Raw genomic sequence first — 21,639 nt, forward strand, 5'->3', positions numbered from 1 at the left:
TTGAGGTGATTCCCATGATGAAAGGTGGCATGGCCGGCCTGATGAAGCAGGCACAGCAGATGCAGGAAAAAATGGCCAAGATGCAGGAAGAACTGGCCAACGCTGAAGTCACCGGTAAAGCCGGCGGCGATATGGTCACCGTGGTGATGACCGGTCGTCACGACGTCAAGCGCGTGACCATCGACCCGAGCCTGGTTGAAGGCCTGAGCGAAGACGACAAAGAGATGCTCGAAGCCGTGTTCGCCGCCGCCGTCAACGACGCCGTGCGCAAGATCGAAGCCAACAGCCAGGATAAAATGGGCAGCATGACCGCTGGCATGCAACTGCCACCGGGTATGAAACTGCCGTTCTGATTCGCCAAAGCGCGTCGGATGAGCTACAAAAAAATGCCAGGCATCGCGCCTGGCATTTTTGTTTCTGCCCGTTGGAAACGCGGTGCCTGTGAGGCAGCCTTCGCGGGCAAGCCTCGCTCCTACAGAAGCATCGCTGACCTTGTAGGTGCCGCGAAGAAGTCACCTCGGTCCAACGGACGAAACATCGAACGCCACACCTCCACAACGGTCTGCTCCCTATACCGCCGAAATTCATCGATCACAGGAGACGCTCACATGCCAGACGCATTGACCCTCAACCAACGTATCGTCCTGGCGTCCCGCCCTGTAGGCGCGCCGACACCGGAGAATTTCCGCCTGGAACGGGAAGCACTGCCGGAGCTTGCCGAAGGCCAGGTCCTGCTCAAGACTCAATACCTCTCGCTGGACCCCTACATGCGCGGCCGCATGAGTGACGCGCCTTCCTACGCCGCACCGGTGGAAATCGGCGAGGTCATGACCGGAGGCGCTGTCAGCCGCGTCGAGCGCTCGCTGAATCCAAAATTCCACGAAGGCGATCTGGTGGTGGGCGCCACCGGTTGGCAGAGCCACAGCATCAGCGACGGTCGCAACATCATTCCGGTGCCAAGCGGTTTGCCGTCCCCGTCCATGGCCTTGGGAGTGCTGGGCATGCCGGGCATGACCGCGTACATGGGCCTGATGGACATCGGTCAGCCCAAGGCCGGCGAAACCCTGGTGGTCGCGGCCGCCTCGGGCGCGGTGGGTTCGGTGGTCGGCCAGGTGGCGAAGATCAAAGGCCTGCGCGTCGTGGGTGTGGCGGGCGGTGCGGAAAAATGCCGCTACGTGGTGGAGGAATTGGGGTTCGACGCTTGCGTCGACCACAAGAGCCCGAACTTCGCCGATGAACTGGCCCAGGCGTGTCCCGAGGGTATCGATATTTACTACGAGAACGTCGGTGGCAAGGTGTTCGATGCGGTGGTGCCGTTGCTCAATGCCAAGGCGCGGATTCCACTGTGCGGCCTCATCGCTTCCTACAACGCCCACGAAGCGCCGACCGGCCCGGATCGCCTGCCGCAATTGCAACGCACCTTGCTGACCAAACGCCTGCGTATTCAGGGCTTTATCGTATTCGACGACTACGGTGATCGTCAGCCGGAGTTCGTCAGTGCCATGGCGCCGTGGGTGCGCGATGGCAAGGTCAAGTTCCGCGAAGACGTGGTTGATGGCCTTGAGAACGCGCCGGAGGCCTTCATCGGTCTGCTGGAAGGCCGCAACTTCGGCAAACTGGTGGTGCGCGTCGCCCAGGACTGAATAATTGACGCTAATCAGAGGCGCGGGTATAAACCGCGTCTCGTTGTTTTGTCGGACGTTTCCCCATGAGCTTCAGCCCTTTGATTCGCCAACTGATCGACGCCCTGCGCATTTTGCCGGGTGTCGGTCAGAAAACCGCTCAGCGCATGGCGCTGCAACTGCTTGAGCGTGATCGCAGCGGGGGTTCGCGGCTGGCGTCGGCACTGAGCCAGGCCATGGAAGGGGTGGGGCATTGCCGGTTATGCCGCACGCTGACCGAAGACGACCTGTGCCCGCAATGTGCCGATACGCGCCGTGACGACACCTTGCTCTGCGTGGTGGAGGGTCCGATGGACGTCTACGCCGTGGAGCAGACCGGGTTCCGGGGTCGCTACTTTGTGCTCAAGGGCCATCTCTCGCCGCTCGACGGCCTGGGGCCGGAGGCCATTGGCATTCCGCAGCTGTTGGCGCGGATTGAAGAGGCGGGCTCCTTTACTGAAGTCATCCTGGCCACCAACCCGACCGTGGAAGGTGAGGCGACGGCGCATTACATCGCGCAGTTGTTGAGTAACAAAGGCCTGGTCGCTTCGCGTATTGCCCACGGCGTGCCGTTGGGGGGTGAGCTGGAGCTGGTGGATGGCGGGACGTTGGCGCATTCGTTTGCCGGGCGTAAGCCGATCGCTTTGTAGCGTATGAACCGACGCCATCGCCAGCAAGCCAAGCGCCTCGGTCCATCAGATTCACAACAATCCTGTTGAAAACCAAGCAAGCGCTCGGTTAACTTCGCTGAACCTTCAGTGGAGTTCGCCGATGCCTGCCTTTCAGGAATACTTCGATCCCAGCCACCAATTGGTCCGCGACAGCGTCAGACGTTTCGTCGAGCGCGAGATCCTTCCCGACATTGATCAGTGGGAAGAAGCGGAGAGCTTTCCCCGCGAACTCTATCTCAAGGCCGGTGCGGCGGGCATCCTCGGGATCGGCTATCCCGACTCCCTGGGCGGCAGTCACGAAGGCGATCTGTTTGCCAAGGTCGCCGCCAGCGAAGAGTTGATGCGTTGTGGCTCCGGCGGTCTGGTGGCCGGCCTCGGTTCGCTGGACATCGGACTGCCGCCGATTCTCAAGTGGGCCCGCCCCGAAATTCGTGATCGTGTGGTGCCGCAAGTGCTGGCCGGCGAGAAGATCAGCGCGCTGGCGGTCACCGAGCCCAGCGGCGGCTCCGATGTGGCCAACCTGCAAACCCGCGCTGTGCGTGACGGCGACTTTTACCGGGTCAGCGGCAGCAACCTTTATCACCAGTGGTGTGCGCGCGGATTTCTACACCGTGGCGGTGCGCACCGGTGAGCCGGGTTTTGGTGGCATCAGTCTGCTGCTGATCGAAAAAGGTACACCCGGTTTCACCGTCGGCCGGCAGTTGAAGAAGATGGGCTGGTGGGCGTCGGACACGGCCGAATTGTTCTTCGATGATTGCCGGGTGCCTGTGGGAAATCTGATTGGCGCCGAGAACATGGGCTTCGCCTGCATCATGGGCAACTTCCAGAGCGAACGCCTGGCCTTGGCGCTGATGGCCAACATGACGGCGCAGCTGGCGCTGGAGGAAAGCCTGAAATGGGCGCGTCAGCGCGAAGCCTTTGGCAAACCCATTGGCAAGTTCCAGGTACTCAAGCATCGCCTTGCGGAAATGGCCACGGCGTTGGAGGTGTCGCGCGAGTTCACTTACCGTCAGGCGGCGAAGATGGCAGCGGGGCAGAGCGTAATCAAGGAGATTTCCATGGCCAAGAACTTCGCGACCGACACGGCAGACCGGATTACCACGGATGCGGTGCAGATTTTGGGTGGTTTGGGGTATATGCGCGAGAGCCTGGTGGAGCGGCTGTATCGGGATAACCGGATTCTGTCGATCGGCGGCGGGACGCGGGAAGTGATGAACGAGATCATCAGCAAGCAGATGGGGCTTTGAATTTTGCGGTGTGTCGGCTTGCGCCTTCGCGGGCAAGCCTCGCTCCTACGGTTTTCGGTCGAAGCCGAGTTTCCGACACGACTCTGATCTTGTAGGAGCGAGGCTTGCCCGCGAAGGCGTCAGTGAAGGCGCCGCCTTATTTCTCGCTCAACGCAAACTGCGTCAGGCAAAACGTCGCAATTCCCTGTTCTTCCAGCCGCTGCGACCCACCCAGCTCCGGCAGATCAATGATTGCCGCCGCTTCATGAATCCGCGCGCCCATGCGCCGAATCAGGTTCGCCGCCGCAATCAGCGTACCGCCGGTGGCGATCAAATCATCAAACATCACCACCGAGTCGCCTTCGCACAAGCTGTCGGCGTGCACTTCGAGAAAGGCTTCGCCGTATTCGGTCGCATAACCTTCGGCCAACACGTCGGCCGGCAGTTTGCCTTGCTTGCGGAACAGCACCAACGGCTTGTTCAGCTGATAGGCCAGGACCGAGCCGATCAAGAAGCCGCGCGCATCCATCGCACCGATGTGCGTGAAGTCCGCTTCGACATAACGGTGGGCAAAGCTGTCCATCACCAGGCGCAGGGCCGTAGGCGACTGGAACAACGGGGTGATGTCACGAAAGATCACGCCCGGCTTGGGGAAGTCGATCACGGGGCGGATCAGGGATTTGATGTCGAAGGATTCGATGAGCATCGTCGAGGTGTCCTGGCAGGCTGCAAACGTCGCAGTATAACGGCGGCTGAACCGTTTCGCTCAGCCGCAATTATGTCCGTCAGCCTTCGAGCGAGCCACCGGCCAGGGCGCAGAGCTGGATCGGGTCGAGGATGTGGATTTCCTTGCCCTCGGCGGCGATCAGTTCGTTTTGCTGGAAGCGTGTGAACACCCGGGACACGGTTTCCACCGCCAGGCCCAGGTAATTGCCGATTTCGTTACGCGACATGCTCAGGCGGAATTGGTTGGCCGAGAAGCCCCGGGCGCGGAAACGTGCCGAGAGGTTGACCAGGAACGTGGCGATGCGCTCGTCGGCGGTTTTTTTCGACAGCAGCAACATCATTTGCTGATCGTCGCGAATCTCGCGGCTCATCACCCGCATCAACTGACGGCGCAGTTGTGGCAGTTGCAGGGCCAGTTCGTCGAGGCGTTCGAAGGGGATTTCGCACACCGACGTGGTTTCCAGGGCTTGCGCCGAAACCGGGTGCTTTTCAGTGTCCATGCCCGACAGGCCAACCAGTTCGCTCGGCAAGTGGAAGCCGGTGAGCTGTTCTTCACCGCCATCGCTGAGGCTGAAGGTCTTGAGGGCGCCGGAGCGCACGGCATAAACGGAATCGAAAGTATCGCCTTGGCGGAACAGGAACTCGCCTTTTTTCAACGGGCGACCCCGTTTGACGATCTCGTCCAACGCTTCCATGTCTTCCAGATTCAGAGAAAGTGGCAAGCAGAGGGGGGCCAGGCTGCAATCCTTGCAATGGGCCTGGCCGTTAGCGCGCAGTTTTACTGGCTCGGACATTTCTTCAATCCTTGTGGGAAAACACACATAAGCCGTAAGGGTAACTCACGGGAGGACATTCAGGCACGCGGCGATTTTGCCGCAGGGTCATAAAGCCAGCATTTTGTTAACCGACAAGTGAATGGATGACTAAATCACTCGCGAAAATCGCTGGTGATTGTGCTGTTGCAAATAGGCATCGAACACCATGCACACCGAGCGCACCAGCAAGCGACCGGCGGGCAGTACGCTGATCCGCTCATTATCGAGGCTGATCAAGCCGTCCTCGGCCATGGTCTGTAGCTGAGGCCACAGGTCACCGAAGTAACCGCGAAAATCGATGTTGAAGGCCTGTTCGATCTGCGCGAACTCCAGATTGAACGTGCAGATCAACTGCTGAATTACCGCCCGTCGCACGCGGTCATCAGCATTGCATATCAGGCCCCGGCTGGTTGCCAGTTGCGCGGTGGCCAAGGTGTTCTGGTACTGGTTCAAATCGCTGTTGTTCTGGCAGTAGAGGTCGCCGATCTGACTGATGGCCGAGACCCCCAGCCCGATCAGATCGCAATGACCGTGAGTGGTGTAGCCCTGAAAGTTACGCTGCAGGGTCGATTCTTCCTGGGCAATCGCCAGCTCATCGTCGGGCAAGGCGAAGTGGTCCATGCCGATGTAGCGGTAGCCGGCAGCGGTCAGTTGTTCGATGGTGCGCTGCAGCATTTCCAGCTTCTGCGCCGGCGTCGGCAACTCGTTGCTGTTGATTCGCCGCTGCGGCATAAAGCGTTCCGGCAGGTGCGCGTAGTTGAACACCGAAAGCCGATCCGGTTGCAGCGCAATGACTTCGTCGACCGTGCGCGCGAAGTTTTCCGGGGTCTGCTTCGGCAAGCCGTAGATCAGGTCGATGTTGATTGAGCGGAATTGCAGGGTCCGGGCGGCGTCGATCACGGCGCGGGTTTCTTCCAGGCTTTGCAGGCGATTGACCGCCCGTTGCACCGCCGGGTCGAGGTCTTGCAGGCCAATGCTGACCCGGTTGAAACCCAGTTCACGCAGCAGTCCCATGGTCGACCAGTCGGCTTCGCGAGGGTCGATCTCGATGCCGTAGTCGCCGGAATCGTCGTCCAGCAGGTTGAAGTGCTTGCGCAACTGAGCCATCAACTGGCGCAGTTCGTCGTGGCTGAGAAAGGTCGGGGTGCCGCCGCCAAAGTGCAGTTGTTCGACTTTTTGCGCCGGGTCGAGGTGGCAGGCGATCAGCTGGATTTCCTGCTCAAGACGCTGCAAATAGGGCAGGGCGCGGCCTCGGTCCTTGGTGATGACTTTGTTGCACGCGCAGTAGTAACAAATGTTCGCGCAGAACGGCACGTGCACGTACAGCGACAATGGGCGCTGGGCCTTACGGCTGTCGCGCAGGGCGTGGAACAGGTCAAACGTGCCGACCTGCCCGTCGAATTGCACGGCAGTGGGGTAAGAGGTGTAGCGCGGCCCCGCCAGGTCGTAACGGCGGATCAGATCGGTATCCCAACGAATGGCGTCGAGCATCATGCGGGCATTCCCCCGGATAGGCTGGCAGTGTTCGCAAGTCTATGGGGGGCGACGCCGGGGCATCTTGATTTGCATCAACGGTCAGGATATGTGTGGCCAGTCAGGGCCTCTTCGCTAGCAGGGGGAATGCATTTCAATGTAGGAGCGAGGCTTGCCCGCGAAGGCCGCACCACCGATCTAATGCCCCATGAGCCAATGCTGATGCGGCCCCGGCAAAGTCCAGATGCCAAACAGGATCACCAGCAACCCACCGGTCATTCGCACACTGCGCTTGCGCAACAACGCCGTGACCCGCTCAGCCGCCAACCCCGTGGCCAGCAGCACCGGCCAGGTGCCGAGCCCGAACGCGAGCATCAGCAGCGCACTGTCCAGCGCATTGCCCTGGCTCGCCGCCCACAGCAACGTGCTGTAAACCAACCCGCACGGCAACCAGCCCCACAGCGCGCCCAGCAATAAGGCGCGGGGCAGGCTCGACACCGGCAGCAGTTTGTTGGCAACCGGCTGGATATGCCGCCACAGGCCGCGGCCAAGGCTCTCAATACGGGTCAGGCCGCTCCACCAGCCGGCGAGGTACAGGCCCATGGCGATCAGCAACAATCCGGCGATCACGCGCATGAACATGGCGGCCGGGCTGTTGGCCACTGCCCAACCCGCCAGGCCGATCAAAAGACCGGCCGTTGCATAGCTGAGAATTCGCCCCAGGTTGTAAGCCAGCAGCAGGCGAAAACGGCGGCTGCGCTGTTCCTTGGGAATCGCCAGGGTGAGCGCGCCCATCAAGCCGCCGCACATGCCCAGGCAATGCCCACCGCCGAGCAGGCCGAGAATCACCGCAGACACCAGCAGTGGCGCCAACTCAAGCATGCGGAGGCGCCTTGTCGTCCGGTTTGGCCGGATGGCCGCTGGCTTCGTCGACTGCGGCTTGGTGGTTCGGGTCCTGGTCGTCGAACAGAATGCTGTGGGCCGGGCCGTCGAGGTCGTCGTACTGACCGCTGTCGACCGCCCAGAAGAAGATATAGATAGCGATGGCCACGATCAGCAGCGCGGCCGGGATCATCACGTAGAGAGCTGGCATCTGGACTCCATGCCCGCGCGGCTCAGGCCGGCAGCGGGCGGGTTTCTGGCGTGGGCCGGACGCCAGGCGCGCTCGGCAGGCGAGTCAGGCGCAGGGCGTTCAGCACCACGGTCAACGAACTGATGGACATGCCGACCGCGGCCCATACCGGCGTGATCCAGCCGAGGGCGGCGAACGGCAACATGAGGCCATTGTACAGCCCGGCCCACAGCAGGTTCTCGATGATTACCCGACGGGTGCGCCGCGCGAGGCTGAAGGCCTGCACCAGCGCATCGAGGCGGTTGGACAGCAACACCGCATCGGCGCTGGTTTTCGCCAGGTCGGTGGCTGAACCCATCGCCACGCTGATGTCGGCTGCGGCCAGCACTGGCACGTCATTGACGCCGTCACCGAGCATCAACACCTTGCGGCCTTCCTTGTGCAACTGTTGCAGGACCTGCAATTTGTCATCCGGACGCAAACCGCCCCGGGCTTCGTCGATGCCCAGTTCGGCGGCCACGCTGGCGACCATCGGTGAGGTATCGCCCGACAGCAGCAAGGTGCGCCAGCCACGGGCCTTGCAGGCTTCCAATAGTGCCGGGGCGTCGGCACGCAAACGGTCATCGAGGACAAACCACGCCAGCGGCCCCTGGCTGTCGCCGAGTAGCAGCCATTGCCCGGCTTCATCGGGCATGACCGGTGTCGCCGCGCCACTGAGTTCGCAGACAAAACCCGGCTGGCCGATGCGCAGGCGTTGCGTGCCGACCAGGCCCTCGAGGCCAAGCCCCGGCGTGCTGAGGACTTCTTCGGCCGCCAGCGGCGCTCGGCCAAATGCCCGGGCAATCGGGTGTTCGGAACGGTTTTCCAGGGCCGCGGCAAGACTCAGGCATTGATCGCTGTCGAGCGCGCCGAGCGGGCGGATCGAACGCAAGGCCAATCGCCCCTCGGTCAACGTGCCGGTCTTGTCGAAAATCACCGTGTCTATCTGGTTCAGGCCTTCCAGCACATGGCCACGGGTCAGCAGTAAACCGAGTTTGTGCAACGTGCCGGTGGCGGCCGTGAGGGCGGTGGGCGTGGCCAGCGATAAGGCGCACGGGCACGTCGCAACCAGCATCGCCAGGACAATCCAGAAGGCTCGCGACGCATCCAGCTCCCACCACAACAGGCCGATTGCCGCTGCTGCGATCAATGACAGCAACAGGAACCATTGCGCAGCGCGGTCAGCGATTTCCGCCAGTCGCGGCTTTTCGGCCTGGGCGCGGTCCAGCAGGCGGACGATGGCCGACAGCCGCGTGTCCTGACCCAGCGCCAGCACTTGCACGGTCAACGCGCCTTCGACGTTCAGGGTGCCGGCGGTGACCGCGTCGCCCTGGGTGCGCGGTTGCGGCAGGTATTCGCCGGTCAGCAGCGATTCGTCGATGCTCGACTGGCCATCGAGGATCTTGCCGTCGGCCGGCAGAATGGCGCCCGGATGCACCAGCACCTGATCGCCGACACGCAGTTCGCTGAGCAGGATTCGTTCGCTCTGGCCGTCGGCACTCAGGCGCAGGCACGAGGCCGGCAACAGGTTGACGAGCTGTGCGGTGGCGGCGGCGGTGCGCTCCCGGGCGCGGCGTTCCAGGTATCGACCGGCCAGCAGAAACAGCGCGAACATCCCCACCGCATCGAAATACAACTCGCCGACGCCGGTGATCGAGGTCCAGATTCCGGCGATGTAGGCACTGCCGATGGCGAGCGACACCGACACGTCCATGGTCAGATGTCGGGTGCGCAAATCGCGCATCGCCCCTTTGAAGAACGGCGCACAGCTGTAGAACACGATCGGCGTGGTGAGGAACAGTGCGACCCAGCGCAGGATGGTGTGCAGCTCGGGACTCAAGTCGATGTTGAATTCCGGCCAAGTGGCCATGGTCGCCATCATCGCCTGGAACCACAGCAACCCGGCGACGCCCAGTTGGCGCAAGGCCAGGCGGTTTTCGCTGGCCAGTTGTTCGCTGGCGCGGTCGGCTTGGTACGGGTGCGCGGCGTAGCCGATGTGGCGCAGTTCGCTGAGCACCTGACTCAATGGCAATTGCGCGTCGGCCCAGCGCACGTGAAGACGATGGTTGGACAGGTTCAGTCGCGCCTCTGCCACCGCCGGCAAGGCGCGCAGGTGTTTTTCGATCAGCCAGCCGCAGGCGGCGCAGCTGATGCCTTCCATCAACAGGGTGGTTTCGGCGAGTTCGCCGTCGTGGCGCACGAAAGGCTTCTGCACATCGGCGCGGTCGTAGAGCGCCAACTCATCCACCAACTGCACCGGCAAGGCTTCGGGGTTGGCCGATGACTCGCTGCGGTGCTGGTAATAGCTTTCCAGCCCGCCGGCCACGATCGCCTCAGCCACGGCCTGGCACCCCGGGCAGCAGAACTCGCGGGTTTCACCGAGGACCGCAGCGGTGAAGCGGCTGCCGGCCGGGACGGGCAGGGCGCAGTGGTAGCAGGGGGTTGGCGTGGTCATCTGTGCTGCCATGGAAACCATTGTGGCGAGGGAGCTTGCTCCCGCTCGGCTGCGCAGCAGTCGTAAACCTGCGAACGCGCTATGACTGAAAGAATCGGTTTGCTGGTTTCAGGGGGCGCTTCGCACCCAGCGGGAGCAAGCTCCCTCGCCACAGTTGACCGTGTTCACTGGAACTTACTTCTTCAGGTCTTCCGCGCCTTGCAGCGGCTCATCCCCGAGCAGCAGGTCCTTATCATGGCTGACCAGCTCTTCTTCGAACATGCGCCAGATGTGGTCGTCCTGAGTGCCCAGCAATTCGACAAAACGACGGCCTTCAATCTTGTCGCTCAATTGACCGATGTAGCGACCCTGCTCTGTTTCACTGCGGGCCAGGGTGATCTTGCGATCCTTTTCCGGCTGGGTCGGCGAGATCAGGTTCAGCTCAAGGGTTTCAGGTTGGCTGTTGCCGCTCAGGCGCAGGTCGACTTCGCCGGTTACGTCATCCAGGTGAACGCTGGCCCGCAGCAACAGGGTCTGGGCCAGCAGCTCACGATCAAGGGAGCGGTTGATGCCTTTGCCGGCCTCGTAGTAGTTATCGTTGACCAGGTTGTCCGGGTTGTTCACCGCGATGGTCACCATGGACAGGGTCAACGTCACGGAACAAGCCAGGATGGCGATGATGATCCATGGCCAAAGATGCTTGTACCAAGGGCTTGCGGCGTTTGCTGCGGGCATGATTACTTCTCTCAACGAATTTGTGGGCCGATGAATCGGCTCTTGGCTTCAACGTGGATGCTGTCGTCGTCGGCATCCTTGAGGATGAATTTCACCTCGTTGGTGCTCGACGGCAATTTTTCCGGTGCCATGGACAGTTCGACTGGCTGGCTGAAAATCTCCCCGGCGGCGACTTTGATCTCGCGCTTGCCTTGCAGCTTGAGGTCCGGCAGACCGGAGGCTTCCAGTACGTAGGTATGGTCGCGCTGGTCTTTGTTCATGATCTTCAGGCTGTAGACGTTCTCGATCCGGCCTTCGGCGTTCTCGCGATACAGCACGCGGTCCTTGCTGACGTCGAAACCGACCAGTGAACGCATGAAGAACGCGCCCGCCAGCAAGCCCATCATGGCCAGCAACACCAGGGCATAGCCAATCAGCCGCGGGCGCAGTTTATGGGTTTTTTGCCCGGACAGGTTGTGCTCGGTGGTGTAGCTGATCAACCCGCGCGGGTAGTCCATCTTGTCCATGATGCTGTCGCAGGCATCGATGCACGCCGCGCAGCCGATGCATTCAATTTGCAGACCGTCGCGAATGTCGATGCCGGTCGGGCAGACCTGGACACACATGGTGCAATCGATGCAATCGCCCAGGCCCATAGCCTTGTAGTCGACGCCTTTCTTGCGCGGGCCGCGGCTTTCACCACGGCGAGGATCGTAGGAGACGATCAGCGTGTCCTTGTCGAACATCACGCTCTGGAAGCGCGCATACGGGCACATGTAAATGCACACTTGCTCACGCAACCAGCCGGCGTTGCCGTAGGTGGCGAGGGTGAAGAAACCGACCCAGAAATACGACCAGCCATCCGCTTCGCCGGTGAAGAAGTCGATGGTCAGTTCGCGAATGGGCGAGAAGTACCCGACGAAGGTCATGCCGGTGACGAAGCCGATCAACAGCCACATCGAGTGCTTGCTGAGTTTGCGCAGGAATTTGTTGGCGCTCATCGGCGCCTTGTCGAGCTTGATGCGCTGGTTGCGGTCGCCTTCGGTGACCTTTTCGCACCACATGAAAATCCACGTCCAGACGCTTTGCGGGCAGGTATAACCGCACCACACCCGACCGGCGTACACGGTAATGAAGAACAGGCCGAAGGCGCTGACGATCAGGATCCCGGAGAGCAGGATGAAATCCTGGGGCCAGAAGGTCGCGCCGAAGATGAAGAATTTGCGTTCCGGCAGGTTCCACCAGACGGCTTGATGACCGCCCCAGTTCAGCCAGACCGTACCGAAATACAGCAGAAACAACCCGGCACCGCCCATCATCCGCAGGTTGCGGAACAGGCCGGTGAAGGCACGGGTGTAGATTTTTTCTCGAGAGGCGTAAAGATCGACGCTGTTGTTTGCGTCTTTGGCAGGCGGTGTGACGTCGTGTACCGGAATCTGATTGCTCATCATTGCATCCCACGGCAGTGGAAAAATGCCTCGGTCAGTACATGCCGACCGCGGTCAAAAAGAGGTGTTGCAGTGGCGCAATGATACGCCTGTCGCTCTGGCTCAAGGGTGCGACCTTTGGTCGCGTTGGGCAAATTCAATTGATGGTGTAGTGACTTGAATCAATTGACTTGTGGATTATGGACGGTTTTTCGTGATGGAGAGTCAGAGGAAGGGGCGATTCCTGGCCGGTGCGTGGCCGACGGGAGCAGAACTGCTGACCTCAGTCATGCCACAAGCCTGCCGCAGCACTTTACGCCATGGCCGCCGTCATTTCAGGCGCCGTTTTGAAACTTGCAATGCGTTGAACTAACCAACTTGAGGTTGGGTAAGTTGTTGTTTTACGACGTGCAGCGGAAATATATTTATTTAATTGGTCTTTATGAGTTGTTTGAAGTTTTTGTCTGTTTCTAATAAGTTGATTGGGTGCGGTTTGTTAGTTGCACACTTTATCTAATACTAATGGAAACGGAATTCTATGATTTCTAAGAAAGTTAAGCGGTTTGTGCTGGGCGTGTGCCTGCTGTCTATGGCGCCTTTGGCCTATTCAATCGAAGGTGCCCCACGTCATATGATCTTCGCTTCGGATACGCAGTACCCGTGGACGGACAAACTCGACCGCAGGGAACCCGAGTCCGATGCGGATTTCAATACACGTTCAAAATGGCTGGTGGAGACTCAGTTTGCGAGTATTGCCGACTTCCGCAAGAACCATGCGCAATCCCACGTGCCGCTGATGATCAATGGCGACATCACCGCTTTCGGTCACGGCTGGCAGCGCTCTTACATGAACTCGATGTTGAAAAAATACTTCAATGGCGATTTCTTGTATGGCCTGGGTAACCACGACTATGAGAACAACGTGGATGATTGCTTCAGCAATAACTGTGCGGCCGGCAGTATCGTGGAGTTTAAAGAGCATCATGAAAATAAGGTTGATAATTTTGATTTGAAAATTACCGGCAATTTTCTGAGTCGGCTGTATTCCGGCAGTCTCGCCTATTCCAAGAACATAGGGGACGTCCATATGGTGCAACTCAATAATGAGCCGACCTATGCCACCAGGATTGCTCATGCGTTAAACCCGACGACGTTCGACATCACCAGTACCCTGGATTGGCTTGAAAACGATTTGAGAGTCGCTCGGACTCAGGGTTACGCCATCATTATCAACATGCACAAGCCACTCGAAATGATGGGTAATAGTGAGCAAGAGTGGCGCTTTTATCAGATGATCAGGAAGTATGAGGTCACTGCCATCTTCGCCGGCCATCTCCATGATAAAGGTGGTGATGCCTATGAAGTGAATGGCGTGCCGATGTACCTGAGCGGTGCCACTTCTCAGCAAACCTACCTGGTTGCCAGTTTCTCGGAGGATCGCAAGCAGTTGCAGATCAACCTGGTGACGGACAACCAATGGCAGAGCCGAAAGCTGTTGGATACGGTACCGGTAAAATCGATCTGGGCCAGTCGCCCATGAAAAAGGCCCCGCCAGATCACTGGCGGGGCCTTGTTTGTTGCGTCAGGCGTTGGCCTTACTGAGCGTCTTCCGCCGGCGCTTTCTCACCGTGAGAAAGGCTGTAGACGTAAGCGGCCAGCAGGTGAACCTTGTCGTTGCCTTGCAGCTGTTCTTGCGCAGGCATCTGGCCCTGACGGCCGTAACGGATGGTCTGCTGCAGTTGAGCGAAGCTCGAACCGTAGATGAACGCAGCCGGGTGAGTCAGGTTCGGCGCGCCCATGGCTGGCGTACCTTTGCCTTCCGGACCGTGGCACACCGCGCAGTTGGCGGCGAACAGCTTCTGACCGGCAACCGGATCGGCCTTGGTGCCTTCCGGGAGCTTGCGGCCATCGAGGTTGATCAGTACGAACGAAGCAACGTCCGCAACGCCTTGCTCGCCGATCACGTCAGCCCATGCCGGCATGACCGCGTGGCGGCCACCCATGATGGTGGTCTTGATGGTTTCTGCCTCACCGCCCCAGCGCCAGTCGGCGTCGGTCAGGTTAGGGAAGCCATAAGCGCCCTTGGCGTCGGAGCCGTGGCAGACCGAGCAGTTGGAGGCGAACAGGCGGCCACCCATCTTCAGGGCTTGCGGGTCCTTGGCGACTTCTTCAATCGGCATCGAAGCGAACTTGGCGAAGATCGGGCCGAACTTGGCGTCCGACTTGGCCATTTCCTTTTCCCACTCGTGAACGCCGGTCCAGCCGGTCTGGCCGTTGGCGAACGCGGTCTGCTTCTCGTTATCCAGGTAGTTGTAACCCGGCAACAGGCCTTTCCAGTTACCCAGGCCCGGGTACAGCACCAGATAGCCCAGGGCGAAGATGATGGTGCCCACGAACAGCATGAACCACCATTTCGGCAGTGGGTTGTCGTACTCCTCGATCCCGTCGAAGGAGTGGCCAACCGTTTCTTCGGTGGCTTCGCTGCGCTGGCCCTTGCGGGTGGACAGCAGCAGCCAGGTCAGGGCGAAGATCGTGCCGAGACTGAGGACTGTGACGTACAGACTCCAGAACGTAGTCATTCTTTGTTACTCCTAGAAGCTTGCTCGACGTGCTTGATGGCTTCGGGATCATCCGCGAAAGGCAGCAAGGTCGCGTCTTCAAACTCCGACTTGCGCTTGGGGCTGAATACCCACAACGCCAGACCGATGAAGGCCACCATCACAACAACGGTGCCCAGGCCACGAATCATCCCGATATCCATCTAAATCACCGTTTGCTTTTGATGATGGTGCCCAGGCCTTGCAGATAGGCCACCAGCGCGTCCATTTCGGTTTTGCCCTTCACAGCATCCTTGGCGCCGGCGATGTCTTCGTCGGTGTAAGGGACGCCGAGCGTGCGCAAGACTTCCATTTTCTTGGCGGTGTCTTTGCCGTCGAGCTTGTTTTCCACGAGGAACGGGTAGGCCGGCATTTTCGACTCGGGCACTACGTTGCGCGGGTTGTACAAATGCGCACGCTGCCAGTCATCGGAGTAACGACCGCCGACACGGGCCAGGTCCGGACCGGTACGCTTGGAACCCCACAGGAACGGGTGGTCCCAGACGCTTTCACCGGCAACCGAGTAGTGGCCGTAACGTTCGGTTTCAGCACGGAACGGGCGGATCATCTGCGAGTGGCAGCCGACACAACCGTTGGCGATGTAAATGTCGCGGCCTTCCAGTTCAAGGGCGGTGCGAGGCTTCATGCCTTCGACCGGCTTGTTGGTGACGTCCTGGAAAAACAGCGGAACGATCTGGGTCAGGCCGCCGACGCTGACGGCGATAACCATGAAGAAGGCCAGCAGGCCAATATTCTTCTCGACTGCTTCATGCTTCATCAGTGAGCTCCAACTACAGCAATCTGTTCAGCAGCTTTGGCTTCAGCCGGGTTCGAGGCACGTACGGTACGCCATACGTTGTAGGCCATGAACAGCATGCCGCTGGCGAAGAACGCACCGCCCAGGGCGCGAACGATGAAACCAGGATGGCTGGCTTGCAGGGCTTCGACGAACGAGTAGGTGAGGGTGCCGTCGTCGTTGATTGCACGCCACATCAGACCCTGGGTGATGCCGTTGACCCACATCGAAGCGATGTACAGAACGGTACCGATGGTCGCGAGCCAGAAATGCGTGTTGATCAGGCCAATGCTGTGCATCTGCGCGCGACCGAACAGTTTCGGGATCATGTGGTAGATGGCGCCGATCGAGATCATCGCAACCCAGCCCAAGGCACCGGCGTGTACGTGGCCGATGGTCCAGTCGGTGTAGTGCGACAGCGAGTTCACGGTCTTGATGGCCATCATCGGGCCTTCAAAGGTCGACATGCCGTAGAAGGCCAGCGACACCACCAGGAAGCGCAGGATCGGGTCGGTGCGCAGCTTATGCCAGGCGCCCGACAGGGTCATCATGCCGTTGATCATGCCGCCCCAGCTTGGCGCCAGCAGGATGATCGACATCGCCATGCCCAGCGACTGAGCCCAGTCCGGCAGCGCGGTGTAGTGCAGGTGGTGCGGACCGGCCCAGATGTACAGGGTGATCAGCGCCCAGAAGTGCACGATCGACAGGCGATAGGAGTAGATAGGACGCTCGGCCTGCTTCGGAACGAAGTAGTACATCATCCCCAGGAAGCCGGTGGTCAGGAAGAAACCGACCGCGTTGTGGCCGTACCACCACTGGATCATTGCGTCAGTCGCACCGGCGTAGGCCGAGTAGGACTTGAAGAAACTGACCGGCAGGGACGCGTGGTTGACGATGTGCAGCATCGCCGTCACGACGATGAAGGCACCGTAGAACCAGTTACCCACATAGATGTGTTTGGTATTGCGCTTGGTGATGGTGCCGAAGAACACCAGACCGTAGGACACCCAGACGATGGCCAGCAGAATAGCCAGGGGCCATTCCAGTTCCGCGTATTCCTTGGTGGTGGTGTAACCCAGCGGCAAGGTAATGATCGCGCCGACGATCACCGCTTGCCAACCCCAGAAGGTGAAGGCCGCGAGGCTGTCGGAAATCAGTCGCGTTTGGCAGGTTCGCTGCACGACGTAATAAGAAGTGGCAAACAGAGCACAACCACCGAAGGCGAAAATCACCAGGTTGGTGTGCAACGGGCGTAAGCGTCCAAAAGTCGTCCACGGCAGACCGAAGTTCAATTCCGGCCATACAAGCTGTGAGGCGATGAAGACACCAAGCCCCATGCCAAGGATCCCCCAGACCACCGTCATGATGGCGAACTGGCGGACTACCTTATAGTTATAAGCAGTCGGACTGATTGCTGTGCTCATTCTAAGGTTCCACGGTTTGGGTGTTTTATTAGGAGTAAAAATCGGCCGCAAGTATGTAGAAAGCGGGGGGTCATTGCAACGCGCCATGACCTGGGTCAATGCTTTCAAAAGCTGATTCTGCGGCCTTTCCATGCGCCGCGTAAGGACAAAATTGACCTCGGACAAAATGTCGCAGCGAACGAAAAGGGTGAGGGGGGCAGGTCAGTTGTTACGGGGTGTGTTCAAACACAACGATCGGATGACCGACGGCAATTGGCACGACAGCCGGTATCTACCAGCCTTTGCGGCCTGTCATCGAGCAGATTCGTTGAACACATCGGGCAATGTCGACCTGGAACCGGCTCATGCCAGTCCGCATCGGAGCAAGCTTAGACCCGAATCTGGTGAACCGAAAGGAGGACCAACGGAGGGGTGCGACACTTGGTCGCAAAGAGGCAGGGAACTGCCGCATCCGGGCGAATGCGGCAGTAGAGCGGTCGAGATTTATTCGCGTTTGCCTTCTGCTTGCAAACGCTCGGTGCTCAGACCGTGGGACAGGCTGTAAACGTAAGCGGCCAGCAGTTGCACCTTGTCGTTGCCGAGCAGTTCGTTCTGCGCCGGCATATGTCCCTGGCGGCCATGGCGGATGGTCTGCTGAAGTTGCGCCAGGCTTGTACCGTAGATGAACCCGGCCGGTTGCGTCAGGTTCGGCGCGCCCATGGCTTCAGTACCCTTGCCGTTTGCACCATGACAGGCTACGCACGTGGTGCTGAACGCTTGCTGTCCGGCTTGCAGGTCGGCGGTGTCGCCAGCCGGCAATGGCAGGCCCGCCAGTTCATGACGTACATACGCGGCCACGTTCTTCACACCGGCCTCACCGAGGATTTCCCCCCAGGCCGGCATTGCCGCCATTCGACCGCCCATGATCGTGGTCTTGATCATCTCGGCGTCACCGCCCCAGCGCCAGGTGCTGTCGGCCAGGTTCGGGAAGCCGAAAGCGCCCTTGGCATCCGAGCCGTGGCACACCGAGCAGTTGGACGCGAACAGACGACCGCCCATTTTCAGCGCTTGCGGGTCCTTCGCCACTTCTTCAACGGGCATGGCCGCGAATTTGGCGAAGATCGGCCCAAACCTGGCGTCTGCCTTGTTCATCTCCTTTTCCCATTCGTGGACACCGGTCCAGCCGTCCTCGTAACCCGGCAGGACGCCTTTCCAGTTGCCCAGGCCCGGATAAAGAATCAGGTAGCCCACGGCAAACACCAGCGTGCCGGCGAACAGCATGAACCACCACTGCGGCAGCGGATTGTCGTACTCCTCGATGCCGTCGAAGCTGTGGCCCATGGTCTGGTCGACACTGCCCTTGGTTTCACCCTTGCGGGTGCCGACCAGCAGCCAGGTCAGGCCGATCAGGCTGCCGATAGTCAGTACGCAGATCCACGTACTCCAGAAAGTGGTCATGGCCGGGTACTCCTTGTTTCAGGTTCTTGGGTGGCGTCGTCGGCCAGGGGTTCATCGGCGAACGGCAGCAAACGCGCTTCGGCAAATTCCGGGTTGCGCTTGCTGTTGAACACCCATAGCGTCAGGCCGACGAAGGCCACGAACACCACGACCGTGCCCAGGCCGCGGATCATTCCACTGCTTATCTCGCTCACTATTTCGAAGGGCATGGTCATGGCTCACCTCTTGCTCTTGATGGCAGTGCCGAGCACTTGCAGATAAGAAACGAGTGCGTCCATTTCGGTCTTGCCCTTGAGGCTGGCGACCGCGCCGCTGATGTCGTCATCGCTGTATGGCACGCCGAGGGTGCGCATGGTGCGGATCTTGGTTTCGGTGTGGCTGCTGTCGACCGCTTGCGTGACCAGCCATGGGTAGCCAGGCATTTTCGACTCCGGCACCACGTTGCGCGGGTTGTACAAGTGCGCACGGTGCCAGTCATCCGAGTAGCGTGCACCGACCCGGGCCAGGTCCGGACCGGTACGCTTGGAACCCCAGAGGAACGGGTGATCCCACACGCTTTCCCCTGCCACCGAGTAGTGCCCGTAGCGTTCGGTCTCGGCACGGAACGGCCGGATCATCTGCGAGTGGCAACCGACACAGCCTTCGCGGATGTAAATGTCGCGACCTTCCAGTTGCAGGGCGGTGTAGGGCTTCATGCCTTCCACCGGTTTGTTGGTCACGTCCTGGAAGAACAGCGGGACGATCTGGGTCAGACCGCCGATGCTCACCGCCAGAACCATCAGCAGCATCAGCAAGCCGACGTTTTTCTCGATTGTTTCGTGTTTCATGGCGGACTCCTCAGGCCATCTGCGCGGCAGCGGCGACTTCGGCAGGCTGCGAGGCCCGCACGGTGCGCCAGGTGTTGTAAGCCATCAGGAACATCCCGCTGAGGAAGATCGCACCGCCCACCAGTCGCACGACGAAGCCTGGGTGGCTGGCCACCAGGGTTTCGACGAAGGAGTAGGTCAGCGTGCCGTCTTCGTTGACTGCGCGCCACATGAGGCCCTGGGCGATGCCGTTGACCCACATCGAAGCGATGTAGAGCACGGTGCCGATGGTCGCGAGCCAGAAGTGCGCATTGATCAGGCCGATGCTGTACATCTGCGGGCGACCGAAGATTTTCGGGATCATGTGGTACAGCGCGCCGATGGAAATCATCGCCACCCAACCGAGGGCGCCGGCGTGAACGTGGCCGATGGTCCAGTCGGTGTAGTGGGAGAGCGCGTTGACCGTTTTGATGGCCATCATCGGCCCTTCAAAGGTCGACATGCCGTAGAACGCCAGGGACACGACAAGGAAGCGCAGGATCGGGTCGCTGCGCAATTTATGCCAGGCGCCCGAGAGCGTCATCATCCCGTTGATCATCCCGCCCCAGCTTGGCGCCAGCAGGATCAGCGACATCACCATGCCCAGCGACTGTGCCCAGTCTGGCAGCGCGGTGTAGTGCAAGTGGTGCGGACCGGCCCAGATGTACAGGGTGATCAGCGCCCAGAAGTGCACGATCGACAAGCGATAGGAGTACACCGGGCGCTCGGCCTGTTTCGGCACGAAGTAGTACATCATCCCGAGGAAACCGGCGGTGAGGAAAAAGCCCACGGCGTTGTGGCCGTACCACCACTGGACCATGGCATCGGTGGCACCGGCATAGACCGAGTAGGACTTGGTGAAACTCACCGGCAGCTCAACGTTGTTGACGATGTGCAGAATCGCCACGGTGATGATGAACGCACCGAAGAACCAGTTGCCGACGTAGATGTGCTTGGTCTTGCGCTTGGCCAGCGTACCGAAGAACACAATGGCGTAGGCGACCCAGACGATGGTGATCAGGATGTCGATCGGCCATTCCAGCTCGGCGTATTCCTTGGAGCTGGTGTAACCCAGCGGCAGGCTGATGGCCGCCAGCAGGATCACCAGTTGCCAGCCCCAGAAGCAGAACGCGGCGATTTTCGGCGCGAACAACTGGGTCTGGCAGGTGCGTTGTACCGAATAGAACGAACTGGCGAACAGGGCGCAACCGCCGAAGGCGAAGATCACCGCGTTGGTGTGCAGAGGGCGCAACCGGCCGAAACTGGTCCACGGCAAATCGAAGTTGAGTTCAGGCCAGACCAATTGGGCTGCGAGAAAAACCCCGAGCCCCATGCCGACGATGCCCCACACCACCGTCATAATGGCGAATTGGCGGACCACCTTGTAGTTGTAGGCGGTACTGATAGAAGTGTTCATGGTTCCCCATCCACGGTTCAGCCGAAGTGAAGGCGTTTGCGCAAGGCAACGCTCCCTTCGCCTGGAGTTATAGGCAGACTAAAAGCGAGGCAAGCATGGACAAAGAGCACAAGGCCAGTATTGACGGGGATCAATGGGCGCGGTGTGTGCGGGAACATGGATGGTTGTGGAATGAAGCGGCTGCAAATGCTTCGGCGGACCCTGTGACGCTGATTCTCGCCCATGGCGCCGGTGCGCCAATGGACAGCGTCTGGATGAACGACATGGCTGCACGCCTCGCCGATCAAGGCGTCAACGTGTTGCGCTTCGAGTTTCCGTACATGGCGCAGCGGCGTGTCGACGGGGGCAAGCGCCCACCGAATCCGGCGCCGAAACTGCTGGAGTGCTGGCGTGAGGTGTACGCCGAGGTGCGACGCCATGTCACTGGGCGTCTGGCGATTGGCGGCAAGTCCATGGGCGGGCGGATGGCCAGTCTTTTGGCGGATGAGTTGGGGGCGGATGCGTTGGTGTGCCTGGGTTATCCGTTTTATGCGGTGGGTAAACCGGAGAAACCTCGGGTCGAGCATTTGGCCGGGCTCAAGACCCGGACGTTGATCGTACAGGGCGAGCGCGATGCCCTGGGCAATCGCGAGGCGGTCGAAGGTTATGCGTTGGCGCCGGGCATCGAGGTGTTCTGGCTGGTGGCAGGGGATCATGACTTGAAGCCATTGAAAGCTTCCGGGTTGACCCATGAGCAGCATTTGGCTTCGGCGGCGAGTCGGGTGGCTGCATTTCTTCAGTGAAAGAGGTGGTGCCCGTTTGGGCCGCTTCGCTGGCAAGCCCGCTCCCCACTTTTTATTGTGTTGTGAGTGAGATCTTCAACACC

21 protein-coding genes and 1 pseudogene are annotated in these 21,639 nt (G+C 60.2%); 6 read left to right on the plus strand and 16 right to left on the minus strand.

What is annotated here, in order from left to right; genetic code table 11:
* Window positions 1-14 precede the first annotated feature (14 nt).
* From BLU63_RS21520 to BLU63_RS21535, 4 genes and pseudogenes are all read left to right on the plus strand, one after another.
* Complete coding sequence (locus BLU63_RS21520) at window positions 15-353, plus strand: YbaB/EbfC family nucleoid-associated protein (RefSeq protein ID WP_007933349.1); 339 nt, start codon at window positions 15-17, stop codon at window positions 351-353.
* 255 nt (window positions 354-608) lie between these two features.
* Window positions 609-1,643, plus strand: coding sequence for an NADP-dependent oxidoreductase (locus BLU63_RS21525; protein ID WP_083376172.1), 1,035 nt, complete (start codon window positions 609-611; stop codon window positions 1,641-1,643).
* 65 nt (window positions 1,644-1,708) lie between these two features.
* A complete protein-coding gene (gene recR / locus BLU63_RS21530; protein WP_010456436.1) occupies window positions 1,709-2,311 on the plus strand; it encodes a recombination mediator RecR in 603 nt (200 codons plus the stop codon).
* 121 nt (window positions 2,312-2,432) lie between these two features.
* A pseudogene (locus BLU63_RS21535) lies at window positions 2,433-3,579 on the plus strand (acyl-CoA dehydrogenase family protein).
* Window positions 3,580-3,715: 136 nt separating this feature from the next.
* Here the strand turns inward: BLU63_RS21535 and BLU63_RS21540 are convergent.
* From BLU63_RS21540 to ccoG, 8 genes are all read right to left on the minus strand, one after another.
* Entirely contained in the window at window positions 3,716-4,264 is a 549-nt protein-coding gene (locus tag BLU63_RS21540; protein WP_010456433.1) for an adenine phosphoribosyltransferase, read from the minus strand.
* A 79-nt stretch (window positions 4,265-4,343) separates the two neighbouring features.
* Window positions 4,344-5,078 carry a fumarate/nitrate reduction transcriptional regulator Fnr gene (fnr, locus tag BLU63_RS21545; RefSeq protein WP_010456431.1) on the minus strand — a complete coding sequence of 245 codons (735 nt, stop codon included), beginning with the start codon at window positions 5,076-5,078 and terminating at the stop codon, window positions 4,344-4,346.
* Window positions 5,079-5,207: 129 nt separating this feature from the next.
* Complete coding sequence (gene hemN / locus BLU63_RS21550) at window positions 5,208-6,590, minus strand: oxygen-independent coproporphyrinogen III oxidase (protein WP_010456429.1); 1,383 nt, start codon at window positions 6,588-6,590, stop codon at window positions 5,208-5,210.
* Between the two features lie 180 nt (window positions 6,591-6,770).
* Window positions 6,771-7,454 carry a sulfite exporter TauE/SafE family protein gene (locus BLU63_RS21555; RefSeq protein ID WP_042932683.1) on the minus strand — a complete coding sequence of 228 codons (684 nt, stop codon included), beginning with the start codon at window positions 7,452-7,454 and terminating at the stop codon, window positions 6,771-6,773.
* On the minus strand, window positions 7,447-7,665 hold the full coding sequence (gene ccoS / locus BLU63_RS21560; protein ID WP_042932684.1) for a cbb3-type cytochrome oxidase assembly protein CcoS: 219 nt from the start codon (window positions 7,663-7,665) through the stop codon (window positions 7,447-7,449). Before ccoS ends, BLU63_RS21555 begins: the two co-directional genes overlap by 8 nt.
* A 22-nt stretch (window positions 7,666-7,687) precedes the next feature.
* Entirely contained in the window at window positions 7,688-10,138 is a 2,451-nt protein-coding gene (locus BLU63_RS21565) for a heavy metal translocating P-type ATPase (protein WP_083376173.1), read from the minus strand.
* A gap of 174 nt (window positions 10,139-10,312) precedes the next feature.
* Window positions 10,313-10,852 carry a FixH family protein gene (locus BLU63_RS21570; RefSeq protein WP_010456420.1) on the minus strand — a complete coding sequence of 180 codons (540 nt, stop codon included), beginning with the start codon at window positions 10,850-10,852 and terminating at the stop codon, window positions 10,313-10,315.
* Between the two features lie 11 nt (window positions 10,853-10,863).
* Entirely contained in the window at window positions 10,864-12,279 is a 1,416-nt protein-coding gene (gene ccoG, locus BLU63_RS21575) for a cytochrome c oxidase accessory protein CcoG (protein WP_010456417.1), read from the minus strand.
* Window positions 12,280-12,796: 517 nt separating this feature from the next.
* Here ccoG and BLU63_RS21580 point away from each other — a divergent pair.
* Window positions 12,797-13,798 (plus strand): metallophosphoesterase family protein, encoded by a 1,002-nt coding sequence (locus BLU63_RS21580; protein WP_083376174.1) that lies wholly within the window; start codon window positions 12,797-12,799, stop codon window positions 13,796-13,798.
* A gap of 55 nt (window positions 13,799-13,853) precedes the next feature.
* Here BLU63_RS21580 and ccoP (BLU63_RS21585) read toward each other — a convergent pair whose 3' ends face one another.
* The 8 genes from ccoP (BLU63_RS21585) to ccoN (BLU63_RS21620) all read right to left on the minus strand — a co-directional run bounded on the left by ccoP (BLU63_RS21585) (window position 13,854) and on the right by ccoN (BLU63_RS21620) (window position 20,774).
* Window positions 13,854-14,837: a cytochrome-c oxidase, cbb3-type subunit III gene (gene ccoP / locus BLU63_RS21585; RefSeq protein WP_010456414.1), complete on the minus strand. Its 984-nt coding sequence runs from the start codon at window positions 14,835-14,837 to the stop codon at window positions 13,854-13,856.
* Entirely contained in the window at window positions 14,834-15,019 is a 186-nt protein-coding gene (locus tag BLU63_RS21590; protein ID WP_003175465.1) for a CcoQ/FixQ family Cbb3-type cytochrome c oxidase assembly chaperone, read from the minus strand. The genes ccoP (BLU63_RS21585) and BLU63_RS21590 overlap by 4 nt, the downstream gene beginning before the upstream one ends.
* 5 nt (window positions 15,020-15,024) lie before the next feature.
* A complete protein-coding gene (ccoO, locus tag BLU63_RS21595) occupies window positions 15,025-15,633 on the minus strand; it encodes a cytochrome-c oxidase, cbb3-type subunit II (protein ID WP_010456412.1) in 609 nt (202 codons plus the stop codon).
* On the minus strand, window positions 15,633-17,075 hold the full coding sequence (gene ccoN / locus BLU63_RS21600) for a cytochrome-c oxidase, cbb3-type subunit I (protein WP_010456410.1): 1,443 nt from the start codon (window positions 17,073-17,075) through the stop codon (window positions 15,633-15,635). The genes ccoO (BLU63_RS21595) and ccoN (BLU63_RS21600) overlap by 1 nt, the downstream gene beginning before the upstream one ends.
* A 483-nt stretch (window positions 17,076-17,558) precedes the next feature.
* Entirely contained in the window at window positions 17,559-18,512 is a 954-nt protein-coding gene (ccoP, locus tag BLU63_RS21605) for a cytochrome-c oxidase, cbb3-type subunit III (protein WP_010456408.1), read from the minus strand.
* On the minus strand, window positions 18,509-18,709 hold the full coding sequence (locus BLU63_RS21610) for a cbb3-type cytochrome oxidase subunit 3 (RefSeq protein ID WP_102594714.1): 201 nt from the start codon (window positions 18,707-18,709) through the stop codon (window positions 18,509-18,511). The genes ccoP (BLU63_RS21605) and BLU63_RS21610 overlap by 4 nt, the downstream gene beginning before the upstream one ends.
* A 21-nt stretch (window positions 18,710-18,730) precedes the next feature.
* Window positions 18,731-19,339 (minus strand): cytochrome-c oxidase, cbb3-type subunit II, encoded by a 609-nt coding sequence (gene ccoO / locus BLU63_RS21615; RefSeq protein WP_010456405.1) that lies wholly within the window; start codon window positions 19,337-19,339, stop codon window positions 18,731-18,733.
* A 10-nt stretch (window positions 19,340-19,349) separates the two neighbouring features.
* Window positions 19,350-20,774 (minus strand): cytochrome-c oxidase, cbb3-type subunit I, encoded by a 1,425-nt coding sequence (gene ccoN, locus BLU63_RS21620; RefSeq protein WP_010456403.1) that lies wholly within the window; start codon window positions 20,772-20,774, stop codon window positions 19,350-19,352.
* Window positions 20,775-20,869: 95 nt separating this feature from the next.
* Between ccoN (BLU63_RS21620) and BLU63_RS21625 the strand changes: the two genes are divergently transcribed.
* Window positions 20,870-21,556 (plus strand): alpha/beta family hydrolase, encoded by a 687-nt coding sequence (locus BLU63_RS21625; RefSeq protein ID WP_083376175.1) that lies wholly within the window; start codon window positions 20,870-20,872, stop codon window positions 21,554-21,556.
* The last annotated feature ends 83 nt before the right edge of the window (window positions 21,557-21,639 follow it).

The sequence above is a fragment of the Pseudomonas mandelii genome, from assembly GCF_900106065.1.
In the GTDB taxonomy this organism is placed as follows: domain Bacteria; phylum Pseudomonadota; class Gammaproteobacteria; order Pseudomonadales; family Pseudomonadaceae; genus Aquipseudomonas; species Aquipseudomonas mandelii.